13 protein-coding genes and 1 pseudogene are annotated in these 26,865 nt (G+C 73.8%); 3 read left to right on the top strand and 11 right to left on the bottom strand.

What is annotated here, in order from left to right; all coding sequences use genetic code 11:
- Positions 1-79 precede the first annotated feature (79 nt).
- From H181DRAFT_RS05875 to H181DRAFT_RS05915, 9 genes are all read right to left on the bottom strand, one after another.
- Positions 80-7,435 (bottom strand): non-ribosomal peptide synthetase, encoded by a 7,356-nt coding sequence (locus H181DRAFT_RS05875; protein ID WP_052708469.1) that lies wholly within the window; start codon positions 7,433-7,435, stop codon positions 80-82.
- Entirely contained in the window at positions 7,428-8,348 is a 921-nt protein-coding gene (locus H181DRAFT_RS05880) for a 3-hydroxyacyl-CoA dehydrogenase family protein (RefSeq protein WP_254666723.1), read from the bottom strand. Before H181DRAFT_RS05880 ends, H181DRAFT_RS05875 begins: the two co-directional genes overlap by 8 nt.
- A gap of 29 nt (positions 8,349-8,377) precedes the next feature.
- Positions 8,378-14,317, bottom strand: a complete 5,940-nt coding sequence (locus H181DRAFT_RS05885) for a condensation domain-containing protein (protein ID WP_052708470.1) — start codon at positions 14,315-14,317, stop codon at positions 8,378-8,380.
- 46 nt (positions 14,318-14,363) lie between these two features.
- Entirely contained in the window at positions 14,364-16,346 is a 1,983-nt protein-coding gene (locus tag H181DRAFT_RS05890; RefSeq protein WP_052708471.1) for a non-ribosomal peptide synthetase, read from the bottom strand.
- A gap of 16 nt (positions 16,347-16,362) precedes the next feature.
- A complete protein-coding gene (locus H181DRAFT_RS05895) occupies positions 16,363-17,472 on the bottom strand; it encodes an HAD-IIIC family phosphatase (RefSeq protein WP_175439716.1) in 1,110 nt (369 codons plus the stop codon).
- The gene (locus tag H181DRAFT_RS05900) at positions 17,469-18,710 is read right to left on the bottom strand and encodes an acyl-CoA dehydrogenase family protein (protein WP_254666724.1); all 1,242 of its coding nucleotides are present in this window, start codon (positions 18,708-18,710) and stop codon (positions 17,469-17,471) included. Before H181DRAFT_RS05900 ends, H181DRAFT_RS05895 begins: the two co-directional genes overlap by 4 nt.
- Positions 18,707-19,033: an acyl carrier protein gene (locus H181DRAFT_RS05905; RefSeq protein ID WP_254666725.1), complete on the bottom strand. Its 327-nt coding sequence runs from the start codon at positions 19,031-19,033 to the stop codon at positions 18,707-18,709. The genes H181DRAFT_RS05900 and H181DRAFT_RS05905 overlap by 4 nt, the downstream gene beginning before the upstream one ends.
- Positions 19,030-20,052: a 3-oxoacyl-ACP synthase gene (locus tag H181DRAFT_RS05910; protein ID WP_368073254.1), complete on the bottom strand. Its 1,023-nt coding sequence runs from the start codon at positions 20,050-20,052 to the stop codon at positions 19,030-19,032. The genes H181DRAFT_RS05905 and H181DRAFT_RS05910 overlap by 4 nt, the downstream gene beginning before the upstream one ends.
- Positions 20,053-20,492: 440 nt before the next feature.
- Positions 20,493-20,699, bottom strand: a complete 207-nt coding sequence (locus H181DRAFT_RS05915) for an MbtH family protein (protein ID WP_045863183.1) — start codon at positions 20,697-20,699, stop codon at positions 20,493-20,495.
- Between the two features lie 315 nt (positions 20,700-21,014).
- Here H181DRAFT_RS05915 and H181DRAFT_RS05920 point away from each other — a divergent pair.
- A pseudogene (locus H181DRAFT_RS05920) lies at positions 21,015-22,252 on the top strand (PP2C family protein-serine/threonine phosphatase).
- Between the two features lie 90 nt (positions 22,253-22,342).
- On the opposite strand, the gene H181DRAFT_RS05925 reads toward H181DRAFT_RS05920, so the two are convergent.
- Positions 22,343-23,620: a PP2C family protein-serine/threonine phosphatase gene (locus H181DRAFT_RS05925; RefSeq protein ID WP_045863184.1), complete on the bottom strand. Its 1,278-nt coding sequence runs from the start codon at positions 23,618-23,620 to the stop codon at positions 22,343-22,345.
- A 237-nt stretch (positions 23,621-23,857) separates the two neighbouring features.
- On the opposite strand from H181DRAFT_RS05925, the gene yaaA reads away from it, so the two are divergent.
- Positions 23,858-24,655, top strand: a complete 798-nt coding sequence (yaaA, locus tag H181DRAFT_RS05930) for a peroxide stress protein YaaA (RefSeq protein ID WP_045863185.1) — start codon at positions 23,858-23,860, stop codon at positions 24,653-24,655.
- Positions 24,656-24,720: 65 nt separating this feature from the next.
- Positions 24,721-25,389 (top strand): bifunctional 4-hydroxy-2-oxoglutarate aldolase/2-dehydro-3-deoxy-phosphogluconate aldolase, encoded by a 669-nt coding sequence (eda, locus tag H181DRAFT_RS05935; RefSeq protein WP_045863186.1) that lies wholly within the window; start codon positions 24,721-24,723, stop codon positions 25,387-25,389.
- 43 nt (positions 25,390-25,432) lie between these two features.
- On the opposite strand, the gene H181DRAFT_RS05940 is transcribed toward eda, so the two are convergent.
- On the bottom strand, positions 25,433-26,860 hold the full coding sequence (locus tag H181DRAFT_RS05940) for an MFS transporter (RefSeq protein WP_045863187.1): 1,428 nt from the start codon (positions 26,858-26,860) through the stop codon (positions 25,433-25,435).
- Between the last annotated feature and the right edge of the window lie 5 nt (positions 26,861-26,865).

Raw genomic sequence — 26,865 nt, forward strand, 5'->3', positions numbered from 1 at the left:
GCCGCCCGCCCGCTGCCGCCGTGCCCCGCGCTGTCGGGCGCAGGGGCGGCAGCGGGCGGCAGGCCTCATCCGCTCGTGCTCATGCGCCGGGCTCCGGCCTCGTGGGGTCCTCCTGGAGGCGCGGCAGCAGCACGCGTCCGATACCGCCCAGCGCGTCGGGACGTCCCATCTGCCCGTGCGAGTGCTCCACGGACCGCACCTCCGGCTTGCCGCCGTCCAGGTACGGCAGCCACAGCTCGGCCGCGAGCTGGGGGTCGGTCTCCCGGGCGGCGAACACCAGCACGTCGCCGGCGAACCGGCCCGGCTCGTGGGCACGGGAGAGCGTGCCGTTGTTGAGGAAGATCCGGCAGATCGCCGCGACCCTCGCCTCGTCGAAAGTGGCCAGCAGCCCCGTGCGGTCCCTGGCGATCTCCAGGAAGCGCGGATAGGTGAGCGTCTCGCCCTCCCAGAGGGACGGGTCGTAGCCGAAGAACTCCAGGACCAGCCCGAGGACGACGCCGACGCCGCCGTCGGCCGGGGCCTCGGCCGGCTCCGCCGGCTCGTCCCGCTCCTCCTGCCCGCTGGTCTGCTGCTCCGCCAGGCCGCCGTCCCCCGGCCCCGCGGGGAAGGCGTCGAGCACGGACAGCAGGCCGACCGTCTCACCGCCCGCCTGGAGCTGGACGGCCATCTCGTGCGCGACGAGACCGCCGAAGGACCACCCCAGCAGGTGGTACGGGCCCGAGGGCTGGACCTGGCGGACCTGCCGCAGGTAGTCCGCCGCCATCTCCTTGACCGTCGCGGGCAGCACCTCGCTGCCGTCCAGGCCGCGCGCCTGGAGGCCGTACACGGGCTGCTCCGGGCCGAGTTGGGTCGTCAGCCCGGCGTAGGACCAGCTGATGCCGGCCGCGGGGTGGACGCAGAACAGCGGCGGGCGGCTGCCCGTCTCGCGCAGCGGGAGCAGCACACCGATGCCTCCGGCGTCCTGCTCGCCGCCGGACGGACCGGCCGCGCCGGATCCGGCCGCCTCAGCGGAGCTCCTCCCGCTGTCCTCGCCGCTCTCGACCGCGCCGACGCTCCTGGCCGGGTCTTCGGCCGTGGTCGCCAGCAGCGCCTGGAAACGGGTGGAGAGCTTCTCCACGTACTCCCGGTCCAGCAGGTGGGGACGGTAGTCGAGCCTGAGGAAGAGGCGTTCGCCGCGCGCCGAGACGATCAGCCCGAGCGGGTAGTGGGGCGCGTCGTCGCCGCTGGCGCCCGTCAGGGCGAGTCCGGGTGCGGGCTCGTCCATGACGCCGTCGATCGGGTAGTTCTCGAAGGCCATCACGGTGTCGAACATGTCGCCCATGTCCGTGATCCGGCGTATCTCGCCGAGTCCGATGTGGTGGTACGGCATGAGCGACGTCTGCGCCTGCTGGAGCCGCACGAGCAGCGAACCCAGCGACTCCTCCGGGTCGAGACGCACCCTCGTCGGGACGGTGTTGATGAAGAGCCCGACCATCGACTCCACACCCGGCAGGTCGGCGGGACGGCCCGAGACGACCGACCCGAAGACCACGTCGTCCTGACCGGTGGAGAGGCCCAGCAGCACGCCCCAGCAGGCCTGCAGGACCGTGTTCAGCGTGACGCCGTGCCGGCGCGCCATCTCCACGAGGGCCGTGGTCGTCTCCTCGCTGAGCTCCACCGCGACGTGCTCCGGCGGCTTCGGTTCGCGGTCGCCCTCGTCGGGCGCGAGGCGCGTGGACGAGTCGAGACCTGCCAGCGCCTCCCGCCATGCGGCCTCCGCGGCTTCGGTGTCCACTCCCTCCAGCCACGAGAGGTAGTCGCGGAAGGGGGTGACGGCGGGCAGCCCGGAGACCGCCTTCCCGGTGATCCCACCCTCGCCGCCGCCTTCGCGGTACAGGGCGAACAGTTCGCGTACGAGGATGGGCAACGACCAGCCGTCCAGCAGGATGTGATGGGTCGTCATGACGAGCCGGTAGCGGTTCTCCCCCGTCGTCATGAGCATCATCCGCACCATCGGCGGCCGGGACGGGGCGAACGGCCTGCCCCGCTCGCTGCGCATGAGCCGGACCATCTCCCGCTCGCGCTGCTCCTCGGTCAGCCACCTCAGGTTCTCCTCGCGCCAGGGCAGCCGGGCGTCGCCGCACACGACCTGGACGGGCTGGCGCATGCCGTCGTGGACGAACGCCGCACGCAGGTTGCCGTGCCGGTCGAGGAGCGCCTGCCCCGCCCGCCTCATCCGCTCGGGGTCGAGCGAGCCCTCCAGGTTGAGCGCGAGCTGCACCGTGTAGAGGTTGTGGCGGGCCTCGTCGCCCGCCTCCCCGTCGTCGTCGGCGAGCGCGCCGAGCAGCACGTGGTAGAGCATGCCCTGCTGGAGCGGCGAGAGAGGGAGGATCTCCTCCAGGTGCGGGTGTGCCTCCTCCAGCGTCTCGATCTCGCCCTGGTCGAGCGAGACGAGCGGGAAGTCGGACGGTGTGCGGCCGCCCGCTCCCGGCTGCGTCGCGTACTCGGCGAGGGAGTCGAGGATCTCGAACCAGGCGTCCGCCACGTCCTTGACGGTCTGCTCGTCCACGACGCCCTCCGGCCACACGAAGGAGACCGCCAGCTCGGTGCCGTCCTCTGCGTCCTGCGTGAGGGCGTTGATGGACAGCGGGTGGGTGAGCGGCATGTCCGCGTCGGCTCCGGCGGTCATCGCCGTCTCCGGCGCCGGGGCCCAGTCGCGTTCCCCTGCGGCCGCGGGCAGCAGGAACCGGCCGAAGTAGTTGAAGCCGATGTGCCGCGGCGGCGCGGACGCCAGGGACAGCGACGTCTCCGGGTTGAGGTAGCGGAGCAGCCCGAAGCCGATGCCCTTGTCGGGGATCGTCCGCAGCTGCTCCTTCACGCGGCGCAGCGCACGGCCCAACTCCGGTCCCGCGCCGCCGCCTTGGGGGACTTCCTCGCCCGGTGCGAGGCGTACGGGGTACATGCTGGTGAACCAGCCGACGGTGCGGGAGAGGTCGGCGCCGGGGACGACCGGTTCGCGGCCGTGCCCCTCCACGTCGATCAGCACGTCGCCCTCGCCGTCCCCGGTCCCCACGCAGCGGCGTACGGCGAGGGCCAGCGCGGTGAGCAGGACGTCGTTGATCTCGCAGTGGAACGCCGCCGGGATGGTGGTGAAGAGGTGGCGGGCGCGCTCCGCGCCGTAGGTGAGCAGATGCGACCGCGCCCGTCCGGTGGTGTCGCGGGCCGGGTCGAGCGGGCGGCTCGCGAGCTGCGGTCCGGGAGTGTCGAGCATCTCCGACCACAGGGGCAGTTCGGCCAGCCGCTTCTCCTCCCGCGCCTGCGCGGACAGCGCCCTGCTCCAGTGCCTCAACGGCGTCTCGACCGGCTGGAGTTGCGGGGTCCGTCCGGCCTCCAGCGCCTCGTAGGCGGCGGCCAGGTCGGGCACGATGATGCGCCACGAGACGCCGTCCACGGACAGGTGGTGCCCCATGAACATCAGCCTGCCGGGCTCGTCCTGACCCGCGTCGAACCACAGGACGCGGACCATCCTGCCCGCCTGCACGTCCAGTTCGGACTTCGCCCTGGCGGCTTCACGGCCGATGACCTCCGCGAAGTCGCCGTTCAGCCCGGTGACGTCGATGCGCCTGATGGACGAGGACGCGGGCACCGAGCGCGGCGGACGCACCGTCAGTTTCCAGTCCCGCTCGGAAGTCTGGAGGCGCAGCCGCAGCGCGTCGTGGTGGTCGAAGAGGGTCTGCACGGCCTTCGTGAGCAGGTCCTGACGGAGCCCGCCGGGCACCTGCAGCAGCACGGCCTGGTGGAACCCGTCGACAGGGCCGTCGAGTTCGCGCAGCCAGTGCACGATCGGGGTGAGGGGCACCTCTCCCACCCCGGACTCGGTGTCCCCCTTGGCGGTGCGGGCCGTCTCCCGCGCCACGGAGGCCAGCGCCCGGACGGTCTTGTGCTCGAAGACGTCTTGCGGCGTGAGGACGAGCCCTGCCTTGCGGAGCTGGCTCACGAGCTGGATCGAGACGATGCTGTCGCCGCCCAGGTCGAAGAAGCTGTCCTCAGGGGCGACTTCGGGCAGCCGGAGCACCGAGGCGAACACCCCGGCGACGATCTCCTCGCGGGACCTCTCCGGCTTCCCGCCCTCACCCTCGTCCCCGGACGGGGCCTCTCCGGAGGGGGCTCCCTCGGACGGGACCTCCCCGGCCGGGTCCGGTGCCGCACCGGGAGGCTGCTCCGGCGGCACGGATTCGCCGGCCGCGGGAGCGGATCCGGGCGCGGCGGCAGGCGCGGTCCCGGGCTCGGCGGGCGGGACGGGCCCGGGTGCGGCGGGCTCCGCCGGAGCGGGCGCCTCCTCGGGCAGGGCCCCGCGAGGCTCCGTCTCCTGGGTTCCCGTCTCTTCCCGGGCCTCCGTCCCGGACGGCGCGGCGGGCGGCGGGGCCTGGTCAGGCGCCGGCGCCGTACGGGCGGACGGGCCGGGTTCCGGGAGGGCTTGGCGGTCCAGCTTGCCGCTCGGCGTACGCGGCAGCTCCTCCAGCAGCGTCACGGAGGCCGGGACGAGATACGCCGGCAGCCGCTCGGCCAGCCACTCCCGCAGCGCCTCGGGCTCCGCGCTCGCCGCCCCACCGGACTGCGCGGGGACCGCGTAGGCGGCGAGTCGCGCCTCGCCCCGGGCGTCCTCGCGCACCGCGCAGACGGCCCCGGCGACCCCTTCGTGCCGGGCGAGCACGGACTCGACCTCGCCCAACTCGATACGGAATCCCCGGAACTTGACCTGCCCGTCGATGCGGCCGAGGAAGTCGAGCTGACCGTCCCGCGTCCAGCGCACGAGGTCGCCGGTGCGGTACATGCGCTCGCCCGGCGCGCCGAACGGGTCGGCCACGAAGCGCTCCGCGCTGAGACCCGGGCGCCTCAGGTAGCCGCGGGCGATCCCCGAGCCGGCGAGGTAGAGCTCGCCGGGCCGTCCGGGCTCGACGGGCTGGAGCGCGCCGTCGAGGACGTAGGTGCGCACGTGCCCCAGCGGGCGTCCGATGGGCGGCGCGTCCGCGCGGCCCGCCTCCGCGGTGCCGGTTCCGGAGCCGGAGCCGGAGCCGGAGCCGGAGGCGTCAGCGGCGGCGTCCGTCCAGGCGGTCGCGTACACCGTGGCCTCGGTCGGCCCGTAGACGTTCATCAGCTTCGTGCCGGGCATCGTCGTACGCACCCGCTCGGCGAGCGACGCCGGCAGCGCCTCGCCCGCCATCGACAGGGTCGCGGCCGACAGTTCCAGGTCGCCGTACTCGGTGAGCTTCGCCAGCACCGACGGGATCGCGCACACCAGTCCGCCGGACCAGCGCGGCGGGTCGCCGTCCAGCAGCGACAGCAGGTCGCGTACGACCTCGACGCGGCCGCCGCAGGCGAGCGCGGGGAAGATCTCGGCGACGGAGACGTCGAAGCTGAAGGACGTCGCCGCGAGGGTGTGGGAGAGCGTCTCCGTCCCGAACTCCCCGTGCGCCCAGGCGATCAGGGCCACGACGTTGCGGTGCGGTACGACCACGCCCTTCGGGGTCCCGCTGGAGCCCGAGGTGTAGATCACGTACGCGGGATGGGAGGGGGACAGCGGCGCGGTGCGGTCCGCGTCGGTCAGCGGCGCGGCCGAGCGGCGCTCCAGCTCCTCCGCCGTCTCCAGGGCGTCGAGCACGACGGCGGACGCCGCCGCGGCGTGCCGGCGCTCGGCCGCGGCCGCGTACCTCTCCGCCCCCGCCCGGTCCGTCACCACGCAGCACGGACGGGCGTCGCGGATCATGAACGCCAGCCGCTCGGCCGGGTACGCCGGATCGAGCGGCAGGTAGGCGGCGCCCGCCTTGAGCACGGCGAGCATCGCGACGACCGTCTCCGCCGAGCGCCCGAGCATCAGGCCGACGACGCGTTCGGGCCCGGCGCCCTGCTCGATGAGGAGGCGCGCCAACCGGTTGGCGCGGTCGTCCAGTTCGCGGTACGTCAGGCTCAGCGAGGCGTCGGTGACGGCGACCGCGTCGCGGTGCCGCCCGGCTGAGGCGTCGAGCAGTTCCGGGAGGGTGCGGGCGGGAAGCGCCGGCTCACCGGATCCCCGCGCCCAGGACAGCACGGTCTCCCGCTCGTCGTCGCCGAGCAGGGCGAGGGAGCCGACGGGGCTGTCCGGGGCGGTGACGGCCGCGTCGAGGAGCCGCCTGAACCGTTCGCTGTGCGCGTCGAGCAGGGCTTCCGTGCAGCGGTCGGCGGGACCGGAGAAGGCGATGCGCAGCGTGCCGTCGCCCGGGTCCTCGTCGACGGCGATGCGCAGGTCGCGGGCCTCGTCGCCGCCGAGGCGGCGGACAGTGGCCTCCAGGTCCCCGAAGCGGACCGCGTGCACGGCCGTCCGTACGTCCACGACGGTCCCGTAGAGCCGCGCACCCGCGCCGGTGACGCCCAGCTCCGCGCACAACTCGGCGTGCCGGTACCGCTGGTGGCGGCGCACCCTGCGGCTCTCCAGCGCCACCTGCCGCGCGAGTCGGACGAATCCGGTGCCCGGGCGGACGGTGACGCGCAGCGCGGCGACGTCCCCCGCCGAGCCGGGCACGCGCCGGGCGGCGCGGCTGAGGCGGCCGTCGACCGGCATGCCCAGCACGACGTCGGTGCCGCCCGTCATGCGGTGCACGTAGGCGGCGGCAGCGGCCAGCACCACCGTGGCGGGGTCGGTTCCGGTGCGGCGCGTGGCGGCACGTACCCGGGTGCTCGCCTCGAAGCTCAGCACGGCCGTCCGGGAGCGCACCGCGGGCGCACCGGCCGTCTCACCGTCGGCGGAGGGCGCCCCGGGGAGGAGCGTCAGCGGCTCGGGCCGTCCGGCGGTGCGCCGCAGCCAGAACTCCCGGTCCTCCGCGGGCCGCAGGGACGAGCGGTACTCGGTCTCCTCCGCCTCCAGCTGGGAGAGCGGAACGAGCCCGCCCTCCTCCGGCGCCCAGCCCTCCGTGCGGGCCGTGTAGACCTCGGCGACGCGCCGGGTGACGAGGGCGCAGCCGAAACCGTCGACGACCGCGAGGTGGTGGCGGTGGAACCAGCGGAAGCGCCCCGCGGAGAGGCGGATCAGCGCCTGGGAGGACAGTTCGGCCGTCAGCGGCTTGGCCAGCTCGGCCCGCTCCCACTCCTCCGCGGCGGCCTCCGGGTCGCTCTCCCCGCTGAGGTCGATCTTCGCGAGGGTGAAGGTGCCGTAGGGCTCCAGCTGCGGTACGCCGTCCGCCGTCTGCCGGGCGGCGCCGCCGGCGAGCCGCAGGCGCAGCGCCTCGCTCTCGCCGGTGACCTGGCGGACGGCTTCCTCGAAGTGCGCGGTGTCCAACGCACCGTGGATCTCGACGACTTCGGTCACCTGCGGCTGCGGTGCGCCGGGCTCGCCGGCCGGCCGCGCGCCGGACCGTGTCCGGCGCCAGACCTCCCGGCCGGCGGCGGACATCGGGATGCGCGCAGTGTGGTGGTCAGCCATGACTGTTCTCTCCCCGGGTGGCGAGCGGGCTCTGCGGATAGGTGTGGAAGCCCCTGCCGGCCTTGCGGCCGACGCTGCCCTCGGCGACGAGCCCGGCCAGCAGGGCGCACGGCCGGAAGCGTTCGTCTCCGGTGTGCTCACGGAGTACGTCGAGGGTGTCGACGATGGTGTCCAGGCCGATGAGGTCCCCGGTGCGCAGCGGCCCCATCGGGTGGCCGAAGCACTCCTGGAAGACGCGGTCCACGGTCTCCGCGTCGGCTGTGCCCTGCTGCAGGACGGCCGCCGCCTCGTTGACGGTGAGCATCAGGACGCGGTTGGTCACGAAGCCTGGGCCGTCCCCGACGACGATGGGCTTCTTGCCGATGCGCGCCAGGAAGCCGAGGGTGAGCGCGAGGGTCTCCTCGCCGGTGTGGGGCGAACGCACCACCTCCACCGCGTCCTTGAGCGGCGCGGGGTTCATGAAGTGCGTTCCGATGACGCGGTCGGGGCGCCCCGTGAAGGAGCCGAGCCGCTCGACGGGGATGGCCGAGGTGCAGGAGGCGAAGACGGTCTCCGCGCCGCATGCCTCATCGAGGCCGCGGAGGACCTTCTCCTTCACCGGCACCTGCTCGCGTGCGCATTCGACCACGAACGCGGCGTCCGCGAGGCCGGTCAACTCGTCGGTGAAACGGACGAGTTCGAGTGGGTCGGCTGCCGCTCCGCCGCCGTCCGGCCGTCTGCCGCGCAGCAGGCTCCTCAGCCGCAGTCCGGCGCGCAGCCGCGCCGCCCCGTCCTCCCGTGCCGCTGCGTCCGGGTCGACGACGACCACGGGGTGGCCGGCCTGTGCGAAGCACTGGGCCACGCCGATCCCCATGGTGCCGGCGCCGACGACGCCCACCGGCGCGTCCGGCTCGATGTCCTTGCGTTCGCCCACGGTCGCGGGCCCCTTTCGGTGTGCGTGTCTCATACGTCGTGAGGTCGGCCGGCGTGCGGCGAAGTGTCCGGCAGCCACAGGTCGTTCAGCGGGGTACGGGGCTCTCTCGTGCCCGAACCCAGCAGCGTGACCAGGCCGTCGGCCATGGCGGACACCGTGGCGGCGTCGTACAGGTCCGTGCGGTAGTCCACGCAGACGCTCAACTCGCCTTCCTGCGGGCCCTCCACGACCGTCCAGGCGAGGCCGGCGGGCCCGTGCGGTCCCGGCTGCCGCCCCTCCGTGCCGGCCGCCGCGGGGAGGGCCAGCCTGGCTCCGCCCGCCCCGGGCCACCGCACCGCCCGTACGTCCAGACCCGCCCGCTCGCCCAGCGAGCGCGGCAGCCGGTGGTGTGCGTACGTCACGTCGAAGAGCGGTGCGCTGCCGGGTTCCCGTGGCACGCGGAGTTTCCGCAGCACGTCCTGGAAGGGCACGTCGCCGTTGGCCTCGGCCTCGGCGATCACTTCGCGGACCCGGCCGGTCAGCCGGTCGAGGCCGGGCTCGTCGCCGGTGCCGATCCGCAGCGCCAGCGGGTTCGCGAACGGCCCGACGATCTCGCCGAGCCTCGGCCGGGACGGCGCGTCGGCGGCCTGGTCGGGGTCCGGGGCCGCCTCCAGCAGGCCGACCAGCGCCTCGTCCGAGCCCGTACGCAGCGACAGCAGCGCGACGATGCCCGCCAGCAGCGTCTCCCGGGGCCCGGTGCGGCCCAGCTCGCCCGCCAGGGAAGCGGGCAGGCGGAACCCGTGGGACGCGACGGCGCCGGGGCCCGGCCGCACCGAGACGGGCCGGGGCCTGTCGGCGGGCGGCTCGAACGTCTGGAGTCCGGCCAGCCGCTCCTGCCAGTAGGCGAGTTGGCCGTCCAGCAGGCCGTCCTCCCGGAGGCGGCGCTGCCACTGGGCGTAGTCGTCGTAGGAGACGGGCAGCGTCGCCGGGCCCGGCTCCGTGCCTCCCCGGCGGGCCCCGTAGAAGGCGAACAGGTCGCCGAAGAAGACGGCCGGCTGCGCACCGTCGTAGACGTCGCGGTGCGTCGTCACCACGAGGACGTGGTCGTCGGGGCCGGTCGTCAGCAGCAGGGCGCGCAGCGCGTGGCCCGTCGACGGGTCCACGGCGTTGCGTCCGTGCGCGACGGCCAAGTCCCGGGCGGCCGCGGCGGGTTCGTCGCGCCCGGAGACGTCCGCTGTCCGCAGGAACCCGGAGCCGCCGGTCCCCCCGTCGCGGGCGAAGGGCGACAGCGTCTGCCGCGAGGGCACCGGGAAGCGGGTCCGCAGCACGTCGTGCCGGTCCGCGAGGTCGCCGAACGCGGACCGCAGCGCGTCCGGGTCGACGGCGCCGCGCAGCCGCAGGCAGGCGGTGACGGAGTCCCCGCCGGATTCGACGCCGCGCGCCGGTCCGGGCGCGGCCGGCGCACGCGGCCCGGAGCCCGGGCGGGCGGAGTCCGGCTCCGCCGGCCGGGGCCCGGCGGCCTCCGGGAGTGCCCGCGGCGCGGCGTCGCCGGCGGCCGTACCGGTGCCGGTGCGGGACGCGGGCGGCCCGGCGGGCAGCGCGCGGTGGTCCGCGTCGACGTCCTCGACGGCCGCCCACAGCAGGTTCAGCAGGGAGTCGCTCATGGCCGAGACCGTCCCGGCGTCGAAGAGCGCCGTGCTGTACTCCACGGCGACTTCGAGCTCTTCGAGGTCCGGCCGCTCCGCGACGACCATCGTGATGTCGAACTTGGCGGTGCCGGGCGGGAGTCCGGGGAAGAGGGGCGTCTCGTCCGCTTCGCCGTCCGGGCGCCCCGGGTTGAAGGTCGTCTCGCCGAAGGAGAAGTTCGGCGGCAGCGTCTGGTGGACGTACATGACGTCGAAGATGGGGTTCCTGCTGGGGTCGCGGTCCGGCGCGACCTCCCGCACGACCTTGTCGAACGGGATCTCCTGGTGCTCCATCCCGCCCAGTACCACGGCCCGGACGCGGCGCAGCAGTTCGCGGAAGCCGGCCTCACCGGACAGGTCGGTGCGCAGGGCGATGGTGTTGTTGAAGAAGCCCAGCAGGCCCCACAGTTCGGGCCGGCTGCGGCCGATGGTCGGCGTGCCGACGACGATGTCCTGCTGCCCCGACCAGCGGGAGAGCAGCACGTTGAGCCCGGTGAGGATCACCATGAAGAGCGTGGCCGTCTCCTCGCTGCCCACGGCGCGGAGCCGGGCGACGAGTTCGGCCGGAACGGTGAAGCCGTACGTCGCCCCCGCGTAGTCCATGCGGGCCGGACGCGGACGGTCGGTGGGCAGCTCCAGCGCCGGCGGATCGGCCAGCTGCTCGCGCCAGTAGTCGAGTTCGCCGTCGAGCAGCGAGCCCTCCATCAGGTCGCGCTGCCACCGGGCGTAGTCGCTGTACTGGACGGGCAGGGGTTCGGGGCGGTGCACGCGTCCCTCGCAGCGGGCCTCGTAGAACTGGAGGAGTTCGCCCATGAGGATCTGCGGCGCCCAGCCGTCGTTCACGCCGTGGTGCATCGTCCAGCAGAACAGGTGGTCGCCGGGGCCGATGCGTACGACGGTGACGCGCACCAGAGGATCTTCGGCGACGTCGAAGACCCAGTGGGTCTCGGCCTGGACGGCCGCGCGTGCAGCCTGCTCGGGGTCCGGCTCGTCCGAGACGTCCAGCACCCGGAAGAAGTCGCCCAGTTCGGGACGGACGACGAGCTGCGGACGGCCGTCGACCTCCGCGAAGTTCGACCGCAGGGCCTGGTGCCGCTGCGCCAGGTCCTCCCAGGCCAGCCGCAGCGCCTCCAGATCGGGTTCGCCGCGCAGCCGCGAGGCGCCGGGAAGGTTGTACAGGGTGGTGCTCGGGTCGAGCTGGTGGTGGAACCACATGCGCTCCTGCCCGTAGGAGAGCGTCGGCTCCTGGTTCGGGCGGATGGGCGGCAGCCTGTGCGCGTCCCCGGCCGGTGGACGCGGCCGCCCGCCCTCGGAGGTCCCCGGCGAGCCGTCCTGCCCGTCCCCGGCGTCCTGGTGCGCCGGGCCGGAGTGCGCCGCGGGCTCCCCCGGGGAGGCAGGGGCGGGCATGCGCTCGGTGATGGCGGCGGCGAGGTCCGAGACCAGCGGGTGCGCGTAGACGTCGATCAGCTTGATCGAGGCGCCGAACTCCGTGAGCACCCGCTCGATGAGCTGCAGCGCGATGACGGAGTTGCCGCCGATGGAGAAGTAGTCGGCGTCGGCGGCCACTTCGTCGGCGTAGAGCAGTTCGGCCAGCGTGCCGCGCAGCCAGGGCAGCACGGCCTCCGGACCGCCGTCCCGCTCGTCCCGGGGCGCTTCGGCGGGCGCGACGGGGGTGGCGGGCGTTGCGGGCGCGACGGGGGTGGCGGACATGGAGGACGTGGACGGCGTTGCGGGCGTTGCGGCGGAGGCCGGAGCGGCCGTCGTCCGGCCGGGCCCGGGCTCCGGGCGGGCGGGCGTCTCACGTGGCTGTTCGGGCTCCGGGCGTCGCCCGGCGGCCGGAGTGCGGGCCGGCGGGCCGGAGTTCGGCGCGGGCGCGGCCTCACCCCCGGAGGGCGGCGCCGCGGGGGCAGGGGCGGAGGCGGGGGCAGGGGCTGCCGGCGGTGCGGCGGGCGGCTGTTCCGTGGCCGGTGCGGGTGCGGGCGCCTGTGCGGGTGCGGGTGGGGCGGCCGGGGGCGCGGCGGCGGTCTGCGCCGCCGGGGGCGCGTCGAAGCGGATGATGTCGTCCAGCGGACGCGCCCAGCACCGCACCCCGTTGAACGGGTGCCCGGGCAGCGGCAGCCTGCGGGGAGCGCGGCCCTCGCCGCCCCTGAGCGCCGGCCAGCCCAGGTCCAGCTGCGCCTCGTAGAGCCGGCCGAGCGTCTCCAGGGCGCTGCCATGGGAGTCCCCGAGAGTGAGCACCTGCGCGCCGGGACGGCCGGCGAGCTGCCCGGACAGCAGGTCGCTGATCTCTCCGCGCGCCGCCAGCTCGACGAACACCACGGGCCCTGCGGCCAGTTGCTCCTCGACGGCGGCGTGCAGCCGGTCGGCGCGCACGGGGCCGCCGAAGACGTCCTGGCTCGCTCCCCCTGCCTGACCCGCGTCCTTGGCCCGCTCCAGCGCGCGGGTGTCCCCGGCGGAGAGCTTGCCCTGCAGATGGCGTACGGCGTAACGGGAGACGCCGGAGCTCATCAGGCCGCCGACGGGCACTCCCGCCCTCTTCAGCCAGGCGTGCGCGGCGAGTTGGGCACGTACGCGGGACAACAGGCCGTCCGGCAGCGGCAGCCGGGCGGGCAGCTCGGCGCCCTCGCCCGCCGGTGCGCCCTCGGCGTCGCCCGAGAGCAGCAGGACGACGCGGGGCGCCGCGGGGGAGGAGCCTCCGCCGGAGAATCCTCCGCCGGTTCCCGGCCGCTGCGCTCCGAGCCTCTTCCAGGTGGCGTGGGCGGCGAGCTTCAGCGCCAGCTCGGAGGACGTGCGCGCCACCAGGCCCATGCGGTACCGGTGGTGGTCCCTGCCCTCGTTGAGCGTCATCGCGACGTCCGCCAACTCCATGGCCCCGTCCCTCAGTTCGAGGGAGAGACGTTCGCAGAGCGCGACGAGGTCGCTCTCGCTGCGCGCGGAGAGGCCGACGAGCAGCGGCCGCTGCCGCCTCCCCCCGGCGGACTCCGCCTCCCCCGTACCCTCCGGCGCGGCGGGAGCGGGCGGCTGCTCGACGACGCAGTGCGCGTTGATGCCGCCCAGGCTGAAGGAGCTGACACCGGCACGGCGCAGTGAGGACTGCCAGGGGCGGGCGGAGGTGACCACGTCGAGCCGCGCCGCCTCCAGGTCGACGTCCTCGCCGGGGCGGGTGAAGTGCAGGGTCGGGTAGAGCTCCGCGTCCCGCACGCTGAGGATCGTCTTGACGAGCCCCGCGACCCCGGCGGCGTGGTCGAGGTGGCCGAGGTTGGTCTTCACCGAGCCGATGGGCAGGAGGTCTCCGCCGCCGCCGCGGGCGAGTGCCAGCCCTTCCACTTCCACCGCGTCGCCGAGCTTCGTGCCGGAGCCGTGCGCCTCGATGTATCCGGCCGTGGCGATGTCCGCACCGGCGCGCCGCCACGCCTTGCGGACCACCTCGGCCTGCGACTTGGCGCTGGGGGTGGCGATCGTCGCCGAGTGCCGGCCGTTGTGCACGACCGCGCTGCCGCGGATGACGGCGTGGATGTGGGCGCCCTCGGCGAGGGCCCTCTCCAGCGTGGTGAGCAGCAGGACGGCTCCGCCCTCGCCGCCGGCCGCGCCGTCCGCCGCCTCGTCGAAGGCACGGCACTTTGCCGTCGGGGAGGCGATGCCGGGGAAAGCGCCGACGGTCGCCGCGGGCGGGACGACGTGCTTCAGGCTCACCCCGCCGGCGACGGCGAAGTCGGCGTCCCCGTCGCGCAGTTCACGTGACGCCTGGTGGACGGCGACGAGGGACCCGTTGCAGCCGGTGTCGACCCCGTAGCAGGGGCCGGTGAGCCCGAACAGGTGCGAGACGCGGGCGGGGAGCCCGCACGGGATGTTCCCGATCATGCTGAGCGTGCCGTACTCGCGGACCAGCGGCTGGTAGCCGTTGCTGGGCGAGCTGAAGACCACCGCTGTGCGGGAGTCCCGCATCGCGGAGGCGGCGTAGCCCGCGTTCTCCAGTGCCTCGCGGGTGAGTTGAAGGGCCAGCCGGTGCTGCGGGTCCGTCACCTCCGCCTCGCGCCGCGAGAGGCCGAAGAACTCGTGGTCGAACAGGTCGATCCGGTCCAGGTAACCCTGGTGCGGGTACTCCGCGTCCGGGTCGAGGCACGTGGCCTCCACGCGCTCGCGGGGTATCGGACGCACCGAGTCCCGTCCGGCGCGCAGGTTCTCGCGGAACTCGTCCAGGCTGTCGGCCTGCGGGAACCGGGTGGATATCCCGATCACCGCGATGCCCGCGGGCTCCCGTGACGCGTCCGCCCCGCCGAGGCCGGCCCCACCGATGCTGCTCATATCGCCTTCCCGTTCATGCGCTCCGCCCTCACCGGCTGCCGTCGCCTCACAACTCGTAGGCCGCGGGGATGTCTTCGCCCGGTCCGTCGTCCTCGCCGTCCGGGCGGTGCCCCAGCCGGCCGGTGATCGCTTCCGCCTGCGCGTGGACGGTCGTCAGGTCGAACAGCTCTCCCACGCGCAGCACCCCGGGCCAGGCGGCGTCGAGTTGCTTGTGCAGATCGATGACCCGCAGCGAACTGCCGCCCACCGCGAAGAAGTTGTCGTCCAGGCCGGACTCGCCGTGGCCGAGTACCGCGGCCCAGATCTCCGCGACGCGGCCCACCGTGCCGGCACCGCCCGGCCCGCCCGCACCGCTCTCATCTGCGGCACCGCCGCCGTCCCCCGTGCCGCTCGTGCCCGTCTCTCCGGCGAAGGACGGCAGCAGCTCCCGCAGCGCCGCCCGGTCGGCCTTGCCGCTGGAGTTGAGCGGCATGCTCTCCAGCGTGCGGAAGTGGACAGGGACGGCCTGCTCCACCAGGAACTCCCAGCAGTGCGCCCGCAGATCGGACCAGGCGGGCATGTCGCCGCCGGGCGAGACGGGGGTGAGGAAGGCGGCCAGCCGGGGCTCGCCGGACGCGGTCCCGCAGACCACGACGGCCTGGCCGACGGCCGGGTGGCGCTCCAACGCGGCCTCCACCTCGCCCAGTTCGATGCGCGCGCCGCGGATCTTGACCTGCTGGTCGCTCCTGCCGTGGTAGTGCAGCGACCCGGACTCCCCCACGTGCGCGATGTCGCCGGTCCTGTACATGCGTGCACCGGGCGGTCCGAAGGGGTCCGCGACGAACCTCTCCGCCGTCCTGCCGGGCTGCCCCGCGTAGCCGAGCGCCACGAACGGGCCCCCGATGTACAGCTCGCCCCGCACGCCGGGCGCCACTTCGCGGAGCCGGCCGTCCAGCACCCGCGCCTCGACGCCGCGCCAGGGCCGTCCGATCGGGATGCGGGACCACGACGGGTCCAGTCCGTGCTCGACGGTGCAGGAGATCGTCGTCTCCGTGGGACCGTACTCGTTGACCAGCACCGCCCGGGGAAGGCGTTCCGTGTGGTCCCGTACGAGGTCGGGAGTGCACGCCTCGCCCGCGACGACGACCAGCCGCAGGGACTCCGGCAGCAGCCTGCTCTCCTTCAGGAGGGCGCGGTAGTAGGACGGCACGACGATGAGGTGCGTCGCGCCGTACTCCCCTGCCAGACGGGCCAGTTCGTGGACCTGCTTGAGCTGCTTCTCGTCGGGGAGCACGAGCGTGTGGCCGTTGCAGAACGCCCAGAACATGCCGCCGAGCATCCCGTCGAAGGACGCCCGCATGGCCATCACGCAGACGGAGTGGTCCTCGCCGTAGACCTCCGCCCTCGGCTCGATGGAGGCGGCGAGCGAACCCCGGCTGACCATCACGCCCTTGGGGGTGCCGGTCGAACCGGAGGTGCAGACGATGTAGGCCGGGGTCTCGGGGGGCGGTTCGGCGTGCCCGCCTTCCCGCCCCGCCTCCTCCGCCGTTGCGGCGGCTGTGCCGGCTGTGCCGGCGCCGCCGGATGCGAGGAGCCCGCGTACGTCCAGCCCCGCGACGTCGAGGCGTTCCGGGACGTCGGGCAGCCCCTCCAGCGCGGAGTCCGGGCCCGAGACCACCACCACCGCGCAGTCGGTGTCCGCCAGCAGGGCGCGGAGCCGGCTCGGCGGCTGGTCCGGTTCGACCACCGCCCACGCCGCGCCGATGCGCAGCGCGGCGAGCATCGCCGTGACGGCGAGCGCGTTCTGTTCGAGCCTGATGCACACCACGCGGCCCGCGCTCGCGCCGCGTTCACGCAGCCTCCGTGCGAACACGGCGGACGCCGCGTCGAGTTCGGCGTACGTCAGCTCCGTACCGCCGACGGCCAGGGCCGTCGCCCCCGGGGTCCGGGCGGCCTGCCTCCGGAACAGCTCTTGGACGGACGGCCGTTCCGCCGTACGGTCCTGCCCCGCGGCCGTCTCCGCCGCCTTGCCCGCAGTCTCGTGCGCCACGCTGCTCCCGGCCTCCTCAGTCCGTTCCGGTGACGACGCGGACGTGGCCCTGCTTCGCGGGGGCCGGCCTGTCCGGATCGAAGGCGAGCACGAGCGGGTCCTCGGTGCCGGGCACCGGGGTGTAGCCGGCGAACCGGAGCGTGACCAGCATGTTCCTGTTGGCCTCGGTGGGCACGAAGTGCGCCACGGGCCGCCGTCCGCCCGCGACGGCCTCCCGCACGAGGTGGTCGAGGAGAACGGTGCCCACGCCGCGGGAGGCGACCCGGCACGACATCAGCATCAGCCGCAGCACGGACTCGTCCGGCGTGAGCTCGGTGACGGCCAGTCCGATGATCCCGTAGTCCCCGAACCTGTCACGCAGCGCGGCCACCTGCACCCTGTGGCCGGGCGAGGCCGTCAGCTCGCGCAGCTCCGCGGCGTCGTAGGTGAGTCCGGAGGTGTTCAGCTGATGTGTGCGGACGGTCAGTTCGCTGGCCCTGACGAGGTCGTCCCCGGTCGCGTCGCGGACCGTCATGACGAGGCCGAGCGATGCGAGGAAGCCCTGCCTGTCGTCCCCGAACTCCTCTTCCGCGACCTGCCGCTTGCGCTCGGTGCGGTAGAGGTGCCTGCGCCGTCCCGCCTCCTCGGTGACGAACTCCGGCTGGAACTCGGGGAGATCGGGCAGCCCGCCCGCCTGGCCGGCCGCGTAGCAGCGGACCATGGGCAGTACGGACGCGACCTCCGCCCGCTCGACGGGGTCGTTGTCGATGAACGCGACGGTGTCGGCACCGATGTTGAGCCCCTCGGCGATCCTGCGCACCGCCGCGGACTTGGAGCCCCAGCCGACCTGGACGTCGCAGAACCACTCCTCCAGGCCCCGCTCGTCGAGGTGGCGCGAGGTGACCGCGTACTCGCCCCGGCTGGCGGCGGCGTGCAGGATCCCCCTTTCGTCCAGCGCCCGCAGCGTCTTGAGGACCGCGGGGAACGGCTCGGGATCGTCGTTCTCCAGCACGACCCCGTCCCACACCGTGTCGTCCAGGTCCCACACCAGGCACTTGACCACGGGTGCGGGCGCCGGAACCTGCCCCGTCCCAGGGCTCTTCCCGCCGCCGGCCCCCTCCGGGACGGCCTCCCGCCCGCCCGTCACGACGCCTCCGCCTGACGGGCGCCCGTCCCGGGAAGCGGTGTCCCGGAGCGGCGCAACAGCTGCTCCGCGATGTGCTGTTCGGCCACTTGCTGAGCTCCTTCGATGATCTCCATGACCTTCGCGTCCCGGAAGTGACGCCCGGCCCGGCTGTCCGGCTCGCATCCGGCCGAGCCGAGGACCTGCACCGCGTCCCTGCTCGCGGAGGCGGCCGCCGCGGCCGCCGCGTACTTGGCGACGATGGTCTCCGTCACCGCTCCCGGCGCCGCTTCGGCACGGAACCGCGCGGCGCGCAGGGCCAGTTCGCGCGCACCGGCCGTCTCGACCGCGGCCCGTGCGAGGAGGGAGCGGACGGCCTGATGGCCGGCGAGGACCGCTTCGCCCTGCACGCGGGCGGCGGCGTGCGCGGCGGCGTCCGCCACGCACGCCTCCGCCATGCCGACGCAGCCCCACGCCACGGTGAAGCGCCCGTGGTCCAGCGCGGCGGCGGCGACGTGCGAGAGTCCCAGCCCGGCAGGCGCGACGAGGTTGCCGCGCGGCACGCGCACCGCGTCCATGCCGACGTGTGCGATCTGCGCGGCCCGCATGCCGAGTTGGCCGCCGACCGGCTCCCGGCTCACCCCGTCGCGATCCGTCTCGACGAGCACGGCGGACGGCCTGCCCCGGTCCTTGCCGAGCACCAGGAGCACCTGGGCGTCCTGCCCGAAGGTGATCCACTTCTTGCGGCCCGTGACGGTGACGTGCTCACCATCCCCCGCGTCCTCGATGCGTGTGCCCACCTCGGCGAGGGCGCTGCCCGCGGCGTCCTCCGTGGCCGCGAAGCCCGCGATCAGCTCGCCGCTCGCCAACTGCGGCAGCCAGCGGGCGCGTTGCTCTCGCGTGCCCCACCGGTTCAACGCGGCGGCGACCATGCTCTGCACGGTGACCAGGCCGCGCAGCGCGCTGCAGACACCGCCCAAGTGCGCGCAGATCTCGCCGAGTTCGACGGGTGACGCGTCCAGGCCGCCGTAGCGCCCGGGCAGGTCCGGTGCCAGCAGCCCGGCGGCGGCCACCTCCTTGCGGGCCGCGGCGGGCAGCGCCCCTTCGCGGTCCCACCGCGCGGCGTGCGGGGCCACGTCCGCCGCGAGCCTCGCCGCGGCGGCCACCGTCGACGCCGCGACCGCCGGGCCGGCGGCTCCGGCGGCTTCCGCGCTCCCTCTGCCGCCTTCGCTCCCGCCCGGCGCGCCAGCTCCCCCGTTCACTGGGTCTCGGTGAACTCTGGCGACCCCGTCTTGCGCAGCACGAAGCGGGTGATGCGGTTCGCCGTGCGGAAGCTGTCGAGGTCGAGGTCCTCGACCTCGACGGTGAGGGAGAAGCGGCTCTCGACGAACGTCACCAGCTCCAGCGCGAAGAGCGAGTCCGCGAGGCCGAGTGCGAAGTAGTCGTCGTCGGGCTGTACGGGCTTGCGGAGCGCGGCGGTGAGGAACTCCGTGACCTGCCGCGTGATCTCCTCGCGGGCCGCGCCTCCGGCCGCCCCGTCCCCGGCCCCGCTCTGGGCCGCTTCCCTGATGTCGCCGTCGCTCACGATGCCGTCTCCTGAGGTCCTATCTCGGCCAGCAGCACGCTCCACGCAGCCACCGGGCTCACATTGATCAGCACGGCGTGGTCGCCCTCCACGAGCTCCTTGCGCTCGATCGCCGTGTACAGGTTGAGGAAGACGTCGTTGGGGCCCAGGTGCCCGTACTGCCGCAGGTTGTCCCTGCACACGGACATCAGCTCGATCCCGAGCGACTCCTCGCTGAACGTGAAGCCCGCCATGGACAGGTTCTGGCTGACGTAGCCCCGCACGTCCCCGGGCTTGAGGCCGTGACTCTCCAGCAGCCCGCCGATCAGCCCCGAGACCCGGCTGCGGGTCTCCATCGCGAGCCGGAAGGAGTAGGCCGACAGGTCCTTGCACTCCTCGCGCCACTGCCCGGTGGGCAGGTCGCGGTACTTCACGTGGAAGAGGTCCCAGTAGTCCCCGTTGGTCTCCTGCGCCATGCCGAGCAGCCGGACCGGACCGGTGCGGGAGAGCAGGAGCGCCTGCCCGCCGTCCCCGTTGACGGTGACGGGGTGCCGGTAGCGTCCGGCGGCCGCGGGCTTGCTGCCGTGCACGACGAGGACGTCCCCGAAGGCGGGGTCGGCGCACATCAGCCCCCGGGCGGCAAGCAGCGCCGGCGTGATCGAGACGCATCCGAGGCCGCCCACGGTGAAGGTGACCGCCCGGTCCGCCCCCAGGCTGTGCTGGAGCTTCGTCGCCTCGGAGCTGAGCAGCGTCTCGGGGGCACGGGACTCCACGACGATCAGCGCGCCCAGGTCACGGGCGTCGACCCCCTCCTTGCCCAGCGCTTCGCGTGCGGCGCGCTCGGCGAGGTCCGAGGAGCTCAGGCCGTCGTCCGCGCGTACGGACTCGACGCCCAGCGCGAGGCACGTGCCCCGCTCCGCCTCGTCCATCGAGGCGAATTCGGGCAGGTCCGGCACGGCGACGGACTGTCCGGGCATGTGCCAGGCGGCGCTCCTCACCGCGACGGGAAATGCGCCGTTCTCCTCGACTCGAGGCGTCACGAACCCTCCCCCATTTCTGGTGTGCGCCGGATGCTACAGCGCGCTCACGGCAGGGGAGAAGGGAATCGGAATTGGCGTTCCGGAACACCGCCGAAGCGCCGTGCAAACATGACAGTTATCACGAGTCCGCCGTTATATATGAACCGGAAGCGGTGACGGCGGCGGATCGTTTGAACCCTTTTGCCGGACTGGTCGCGACGGGGCGGAATCCACCCGCGGAGAGCCGATCGGAACAGTTCATTCTGCTTTCCCGCGGTAACACCGGAATCCACCCCCGGACCCGGGGGCGCACCCACGGACTCCCTTCCCGCTACCGGCGGGTCACAAGCAGAACGGCGAGTGGCCCCGGAAACGTCCCTGGTGGAACGCTTCCGGGGCCACTCGCCGCAGGCGGCGGAGGCCGCGCGGTCCGGCGCGCAGCCCGGCCGGAGGTCCGGCCGCTAGCGCGACTCCTCGACGAGGCTCGCGGGCCGCATGTCCGTCCAGTGCTCCTCGATGTGGTCGAGGCATGCCTGACGTGAGTCCTCTCCGAAGGCGATGGTCCAGCCCTCCGGAACCTCCGCGAACGACGGCCACAGGGAATTCTGCTTCTCGTCGTTCACGAGCACGTAAAAGGAGCCGTCCTCGTCGTCGAATGGATTGCTCATGGGAACCCTTTCGCTCGCGCGTGAGCGGAAAGCCTCTCCCCCGCCCTGAGCGGGCATACTCCCGTACCGCCATGACGCCCGCAAGTATTCGGAGAAGAATTGCGCCCGCTCCGGGCGAAGCGGCGCCCGGCCCCCGGAAATCGGGCGGAACGGGCGGCGCACCGCCCCTGCGGCCGGTGGCCCGCGGGCCTCCTGCCCCCACCCGCCGGGCCATCGGCGCGCTCGCAGGGCCCGGACGAGCGTGCACGACGGGCGGACCGCCGGGACGGGAGAGAAAATGGAGGCATCTGCACACCGGGGAATTGGCAGGAGCCAGTGACGAGACCGGACATCGATTACGCGGCCCTGTTCGCAGCGACGCCGAGTCCCTACCTCGTCCTGCGACCCGACCTGGTGATCGTGGACGTGAACCGGGCCTACCTGCGCGCCACGGGGCGCACCCGCGAGGACCTGCTCGGCCGCTACATCTTCGACGCGTTCCCGGCCAACCCCGCGGACCCGGAGTCCAACGGGGTCGAGAACCTGCACGCCTCCCTGCGCCGGGTCCTCGAGTCGGGCCGGGCCGACACCATGGCGCTCCAGAAGTACGACATCCCCGTGGTATCCCGGCCGGGCGCACCTTCGAGGAGCGCTGGTGGTCGCCCGTCAACACGCCCGTACGCGGCAGGGACGGCGACGTCGCGTGGATCATCCACCGCGTCGAGGACGTGACGGGGTTCGTCAAGGCCCGGCGGCCCCTGGCACCGCCGGAGGAGAGCCTCCATACGCAGAACGCGGAGGCCGAACTCTTCGTACGCGCCCAGGAACTGCAGGTGCTCAACGAGGAGCTGCGGCAGGCCAACGCGCGGGAGAGCCGCGTCGCCCTCACCCTCCAGGAGGCGATGCTCCACTCCCCCGACCTGCCCCGGCCCGGTGTCGCCGTCCGGTACCTGCCGGCCGTGGGCACGCTCAACGTGTGCGGCGACTGGTACGACGTGACGGACACCCCCAAGGGCGGCTTCACCGCGGCCGTCGGGGACGTCGTCGGCCACGGGCTGGAGGCCGCCGCCGTCATGGGCATGCTGCGCAGCGCGCTCAGCGCGGCCATGCGCGCCACCAACGGCCCGGCACAGGCGCTGCAGGTGCTGGGGCTGTACGCGAGCTCCGTCGCGGGGGCCATGTCCGCCACGGCGGTCAAGGTCAAGATCGACACGAACGAGCAGGTCATCACCTACAGCAGCGCCGGGCACCTCCCCCCGGTGCTGCTCCACCCCGCCGGCGACGCCGAGCTCCTCGACGAGGCCACGGACCCGCCCCTGGCGACGCGCTCCGAGCACAGGGCCCGGCCCGAGGCGCGGGTCGCGTACCGGCACGGGGACTGCCTCGTGCTCTACACGGACGGACTCATCGAACGCCGCGACGAGGACATCGACGACAGCATCGCCCGTCTGACCGCCGCCCTCGCCGCCTGCGCCGGGCTCGACGCGGAACGGCTGGCCGACAGCCTGCTCGCCCGGCTCGGCGTCAGCGAGGGAGCTGCCGACGACATCGCCCTGGTGGTCATCAGCCTCTGACGTGCGGCGGCCCGGCCAGCCGCACCGGGACGCACTGCACCCGCGCCCGCGCGCCAGGGCCCCGGCACCGCAGGCGCACGCCCTCGCCCCTCACCCCGGCGGCCGGTCCTTGACCGACGCCGGACCGCCCAGGGGGAGGCCGATCAGCGCCTCCGCCTCACCCGGCGCGTACGGGGACGCACCGTGCCACTCCACCACCATCACCGTCGCATCGTCGCTGAGCCTCCCGCGGTGGTACTCCAGGTGGTGCCGGGTCAGGCGGCGCAGCGTCTCCGGCACCGGCAGCCCGTCGGCGTGGTGGCGGATGAGGAAGTCGGTGAACCGGTCGAGGCCGAACTCCTGGCCCTCCGGGTTGCGTGCCTCCGTGATCCCGTCCGTGTAGAGCAGCAGGCGGTCCCCCGGCTCCAGCTGCTCGCGGCACAGCCCGGCGGCGCCCAGGTCCTGGCCCATCGGCGGCCCGGGCACGCACTCCAGGGGGACGGCGAACCGCCCTCCCCTGATCACGACCGGCGGGTAGTGGCCGCGGCTGAGCCAGGTGAGCTCGCCGGTGCCGATGTCGAGGTCGGCCAGGATGCCGGTGGCGTAGCTGCCGTAGTCGAACTGCTCGATGAGCGCCTTCTCCACCCCCTCGGCGGTCTCGAAGAGCGTGCTCCCCTGCCGCCGGGCGTTGCGGCAGGCGGCCACCGCGAGGTTCGCGGTCAGGCCGGCCGCCGTGTCGTGGCCCATGGCGTCGAAGATGCACAGGTGCGCGACCTCTTCCGAGACCGCGTAGTCGAAGGCGTCCCCGCTGACCTCGTACGCCGGCTCCATCAGCGCGCTGATCACGACCCTGTCGGTGGCGAACGTACGCGGCGGCATCAGGCGCCACTCCATCTCGGCGGAGACGTTCATCCGCCTGCGCCGCACGAGCCGGGCGTACGCGTCGCTGGCGGCGCGCTTCGTGACCAGCAGAAGGGCGACGAGTGAGGCCAGCTCCCGCATGTCCTGCATGGCGGCCTCGTCGTCCTCCGAGCTCGTGACCCGCATCAGCCCCACCCGTTCGGCGCCGTTCAGCACCGGCACCCACCACTGGTCCCGCTTCGCCGACGTCGGAAGGATCACGCCCAGCTGGAAGGCGCGTCCCGGCGCCGTGCCGTCGACCTGCAGCTCGGCCGGCAGGTCCCCGGTCACCCGGCCGCCGTCCGCGCCCCTGCCCGTCAGCAGGGAGAGCACGGCTTCCTGGAGGTCCGCGACGTAGATCAGGACCTGGGGCCAGCCGCGCTCCGCGGCGTGGCGGCCGACGAGGGACGGAAGCCCGGCGAGCGTGGCGAAGTGGCTGCCGGAGACGATGCCCCCGAGCATCCGGGCCCGGGCGGGCGGCATGGCCATGGCACACCCTCCTTCGACCGCGGGCATCGGACTCCGGATACCCGCACACCACCGGGGCAGTCCTGTGCGCTGCGGAAATGCCCCGGGTTCCGCGTCCTTCCCTCTCCTTCTCCCTTCCAGGGTGCGCCCCGCCGGACGGGCCCGCCGAGCACCGGCGGCGGCCCCGTGTGCACCCGGAGCCCGGCGGCCCATACGCTGCTGAGCGCGCCGCTGTCGTACCCGCGAAGGAGATCCACCGTGCTCGTGCTGCTGCCGCCGTCCGAGGGGAAGGCCGAGGGACGCGACGGGGACCCCCTGCGGCTCGGGTCGCTCTCCCTTCCCGGACTGGAGGACGCCCGGAGGCGCGTGCTCGACGAACTGGTCACGCTGTGCGGCGCGGACGAGGAGAAGGCACGTGAAGTCCTGGGCCTGAGCGAGGGGTTGCGCGGGGAGGTCGCCAAGAACGCCCGGCTGTACGGCGCGCCCGCCCGTCCGGCTGCCGAGATCTACACCGGTGTGCTCTACGACGCCCTGGGGCAGGCGACGCTGGGCCCCGCCGCCCGCCGGCGCGCGGAGAGCTCGCTGCTGATCTTCTCCGGACTGTGGGGAGCCGTGGGGCTCGACGACCGCATCCCCTCCTACCGTTGCTCCGGGAACGTGCGGCTCCCCGGGCTCGGGCCCCTGGGCGCCTACTGGCGCGGCCCCCTCTCGGCGGTGCTCCCCGAAGCCGCGGGCGACGGACTCGTGCTGGACCTGCGCTCCACGGCCTACGCGCAGATGTGGAAGCCCGCGGGCGGACCGGCCGAACGCACCGTCTCCGTACGGGTGCTGCAGTCGAAGATCGTGGACGGCGTCGAGAAGCGGTCCGTCGTCAGCCACTTCAACAAGGCGACGAAGGGCCGGATCGTCCGCGCCCTCCTGGAGGACGGCGCGGACCCGGGCACCCCGGAAGAGCTCGCGGAGGCGCTGCGCGGCCTGGGCTACGAGGTGGAGCGCTCCGCGGAGCCGCGGAAGGGGAGACCGCGCACTCTGGACGTCGTCGTCTCGGAGCTCTGACCACCCCTTTGCAGGGGGCGCAACGGGCGTTGCACGGAGAACACGGCCGAGGAGAGGATGCAGGCATGGTGTCCTCCGCGTCCTCCTCACCCGCCGGGTCCGCCGGGCCCCCGGGGCAGCTCCCGGTCCTCGACCTCGCCCCCGTCATCCCCGTCGTCGTCCTGGACGACGCGGCGGACGCGGTACCGCTCGCCCGCGCCCTGGTCGCCGGCGGGCTGCCCGTCATCGAGGTCACGCTCCGCACGGACGCCGCGCCCGAGGCGATCCGCGCCATCGCGGAGCAGGTGCCGGAGGCGGTCGTCGGCGCCGGGACGGTCCTCACGCCGGAGCACGCGGACCGCGCGGTGGCCGCGGGTGCGCGCTTCCTCGTCAGCCCGGGCTGGACGGACCGGCTGCTGGAGGCGATGCGCGGCCACGGAGTCCCCGTCCTGCCGGGCGTCTCCACGGCCTCCGAAGTGCTCGCGCTGCTGGAGCGCGGGGTGACGGAGATGAAGTTCTTCCCGGCCGAGGCGTCCGGCGGCACCGGCTACCTCAAGTCGCTCGCCTCTCCGCTTCCGGCGGCGCGTTTCTGCCCCACGGGCGGTATCGACGAGGCGAAGGCAGCCCGGTACCTCGCACTGCCCAACGTCGGCTGCGTGGGCGGCACGTGGATGCTGCCCGCCGAGGCGCTGGCGGCCAAGGACTGGTCCCGGGTGCAGCGCCTCGCCGAGGGGGCCGCCGGGCTGCGCCGCTGAGGCGCCCGCAAGCACCTCAGCGGCCTTCGGGGATCCGGCGCCGTCAGGCGGGTTCCGCCTCCGCCCCGGGCCGTGCCGCCGCGGCGGCCGGCTGCCGGGCCCGCGCCCGCTTGTGCAGTACGGCGATCGAGGCCAGCGCGACGAGCGCCAGCAGCATGATGTAGCCGGAGACCGCCATCGACGTGCCGCTGACCTCCAGCAGCAGCACCATCATGAACGGCGCCAGCCCGCCGCCGACCACGGCCGCGAACTGGTAGCCCAGCGAGGCACCGGTGTACCGCATCTCGGCCGTGAACAGCTCCGCGAAGAGAGCCGCCTGAGGCCCGTACATGATGCTGAGGAAGCAGCTGGTGACGAAGGTGCCGAGGCCCAGCAGCCACAGCGACCTGGTGTCGATGAGCAGGAACATCGGCACGGCCCACAGGAAGATCCCCAGCGCTCCGGCCGTGTAGACGGGCAGCCGGCCCAGACGGTCCGAGACCGCCGCCGAGGCCGGTATCAGCACGAGCTGGGTGAGGCTGACCAGCAGGGAGACCGTCAGCACGGAACCGCGCTCCATGTGCAGGTCGCGCGTCGTGTAGTCCAGGACGCCGGTGATGATGATGTAGAAGGTGGCCGTGTTGACGGCGAAGGAGCCCCCGGCGAGCAGCACGGTTCCCAAGTGCTCCCTGAGGACGGTGCGCAGAGGCGAACGGTCCGTGGCCTTCTCCCCGCCGGACTTCAGCGCCTCCTTCCGCTCCCTCTCCGCACGCTCACGCTCGGCGAGCGCCCGCTCGGCCTCGCGGAACTCCGGCGTCTCCTCGACGCGGGTGTGGATGTACCAGGCGAGGAGCAGCACGAGCACGCCCACTCCGAAGGGCAGTCGCCAGCCCCACGCGCCGAACGCGGCGTCGTCGGTGAGCGCCTCGGTGAGCAGGAACGCCACGTTGGCCGTCACCACCCCGATGGGCACACCGAGTTGGACGAGGCTGCCGTACAGGCCGCGCTTCCCCTCGGGCGCGTACTCGGTGGCCATGAGCATCGCACCGCCCCACTGCGCCCCGACGGCCACGCCCTGCAGGACGCGCAGCAGCACGAGCGCTATGGGAGCCGCGACGCCAATCTGGTCGTAGCCCGGCAGCAGCGCGATGGCGGTGGTGGCGACGCCCATGACGGTCAGCGCCATGACGAGCATGGGCTTCCTGCCCCGCTTGTCCCCGAGCTGACCGGCGATGATGCCGCCGATGGGGCGGGCCAGGAAGCCGACGGCGAACGTCGCGAAGGAGGAGAGGACTTCGGCCACGGGACTGCTGGAGGGGAAGAACTTGCCGCCGAGCACGAGCGCGGCAGCGATGCCGAAGATGAAGTAGTCGTACCACTCCACGGCCGAGGCCGCCGCTGCCGCGGCGGCCACCTTACGGCGGTTGTTCTGACGCGGGGGCTGCGGGGGTCCGGGCGGGGTCGCCGGGGAGCCGGATGAGGCCGTATCCATTGCTT

The organism is Streptomyces sp. WMMB 714, assembly GCF_900090125.1.
GTDB classification, from domain to species: Bacteria; Actinomycetota; Actinomycetes; order Streptomycetales; family Streptomycetaceae; genus Streptomyces; species Streptomyces daqingensis.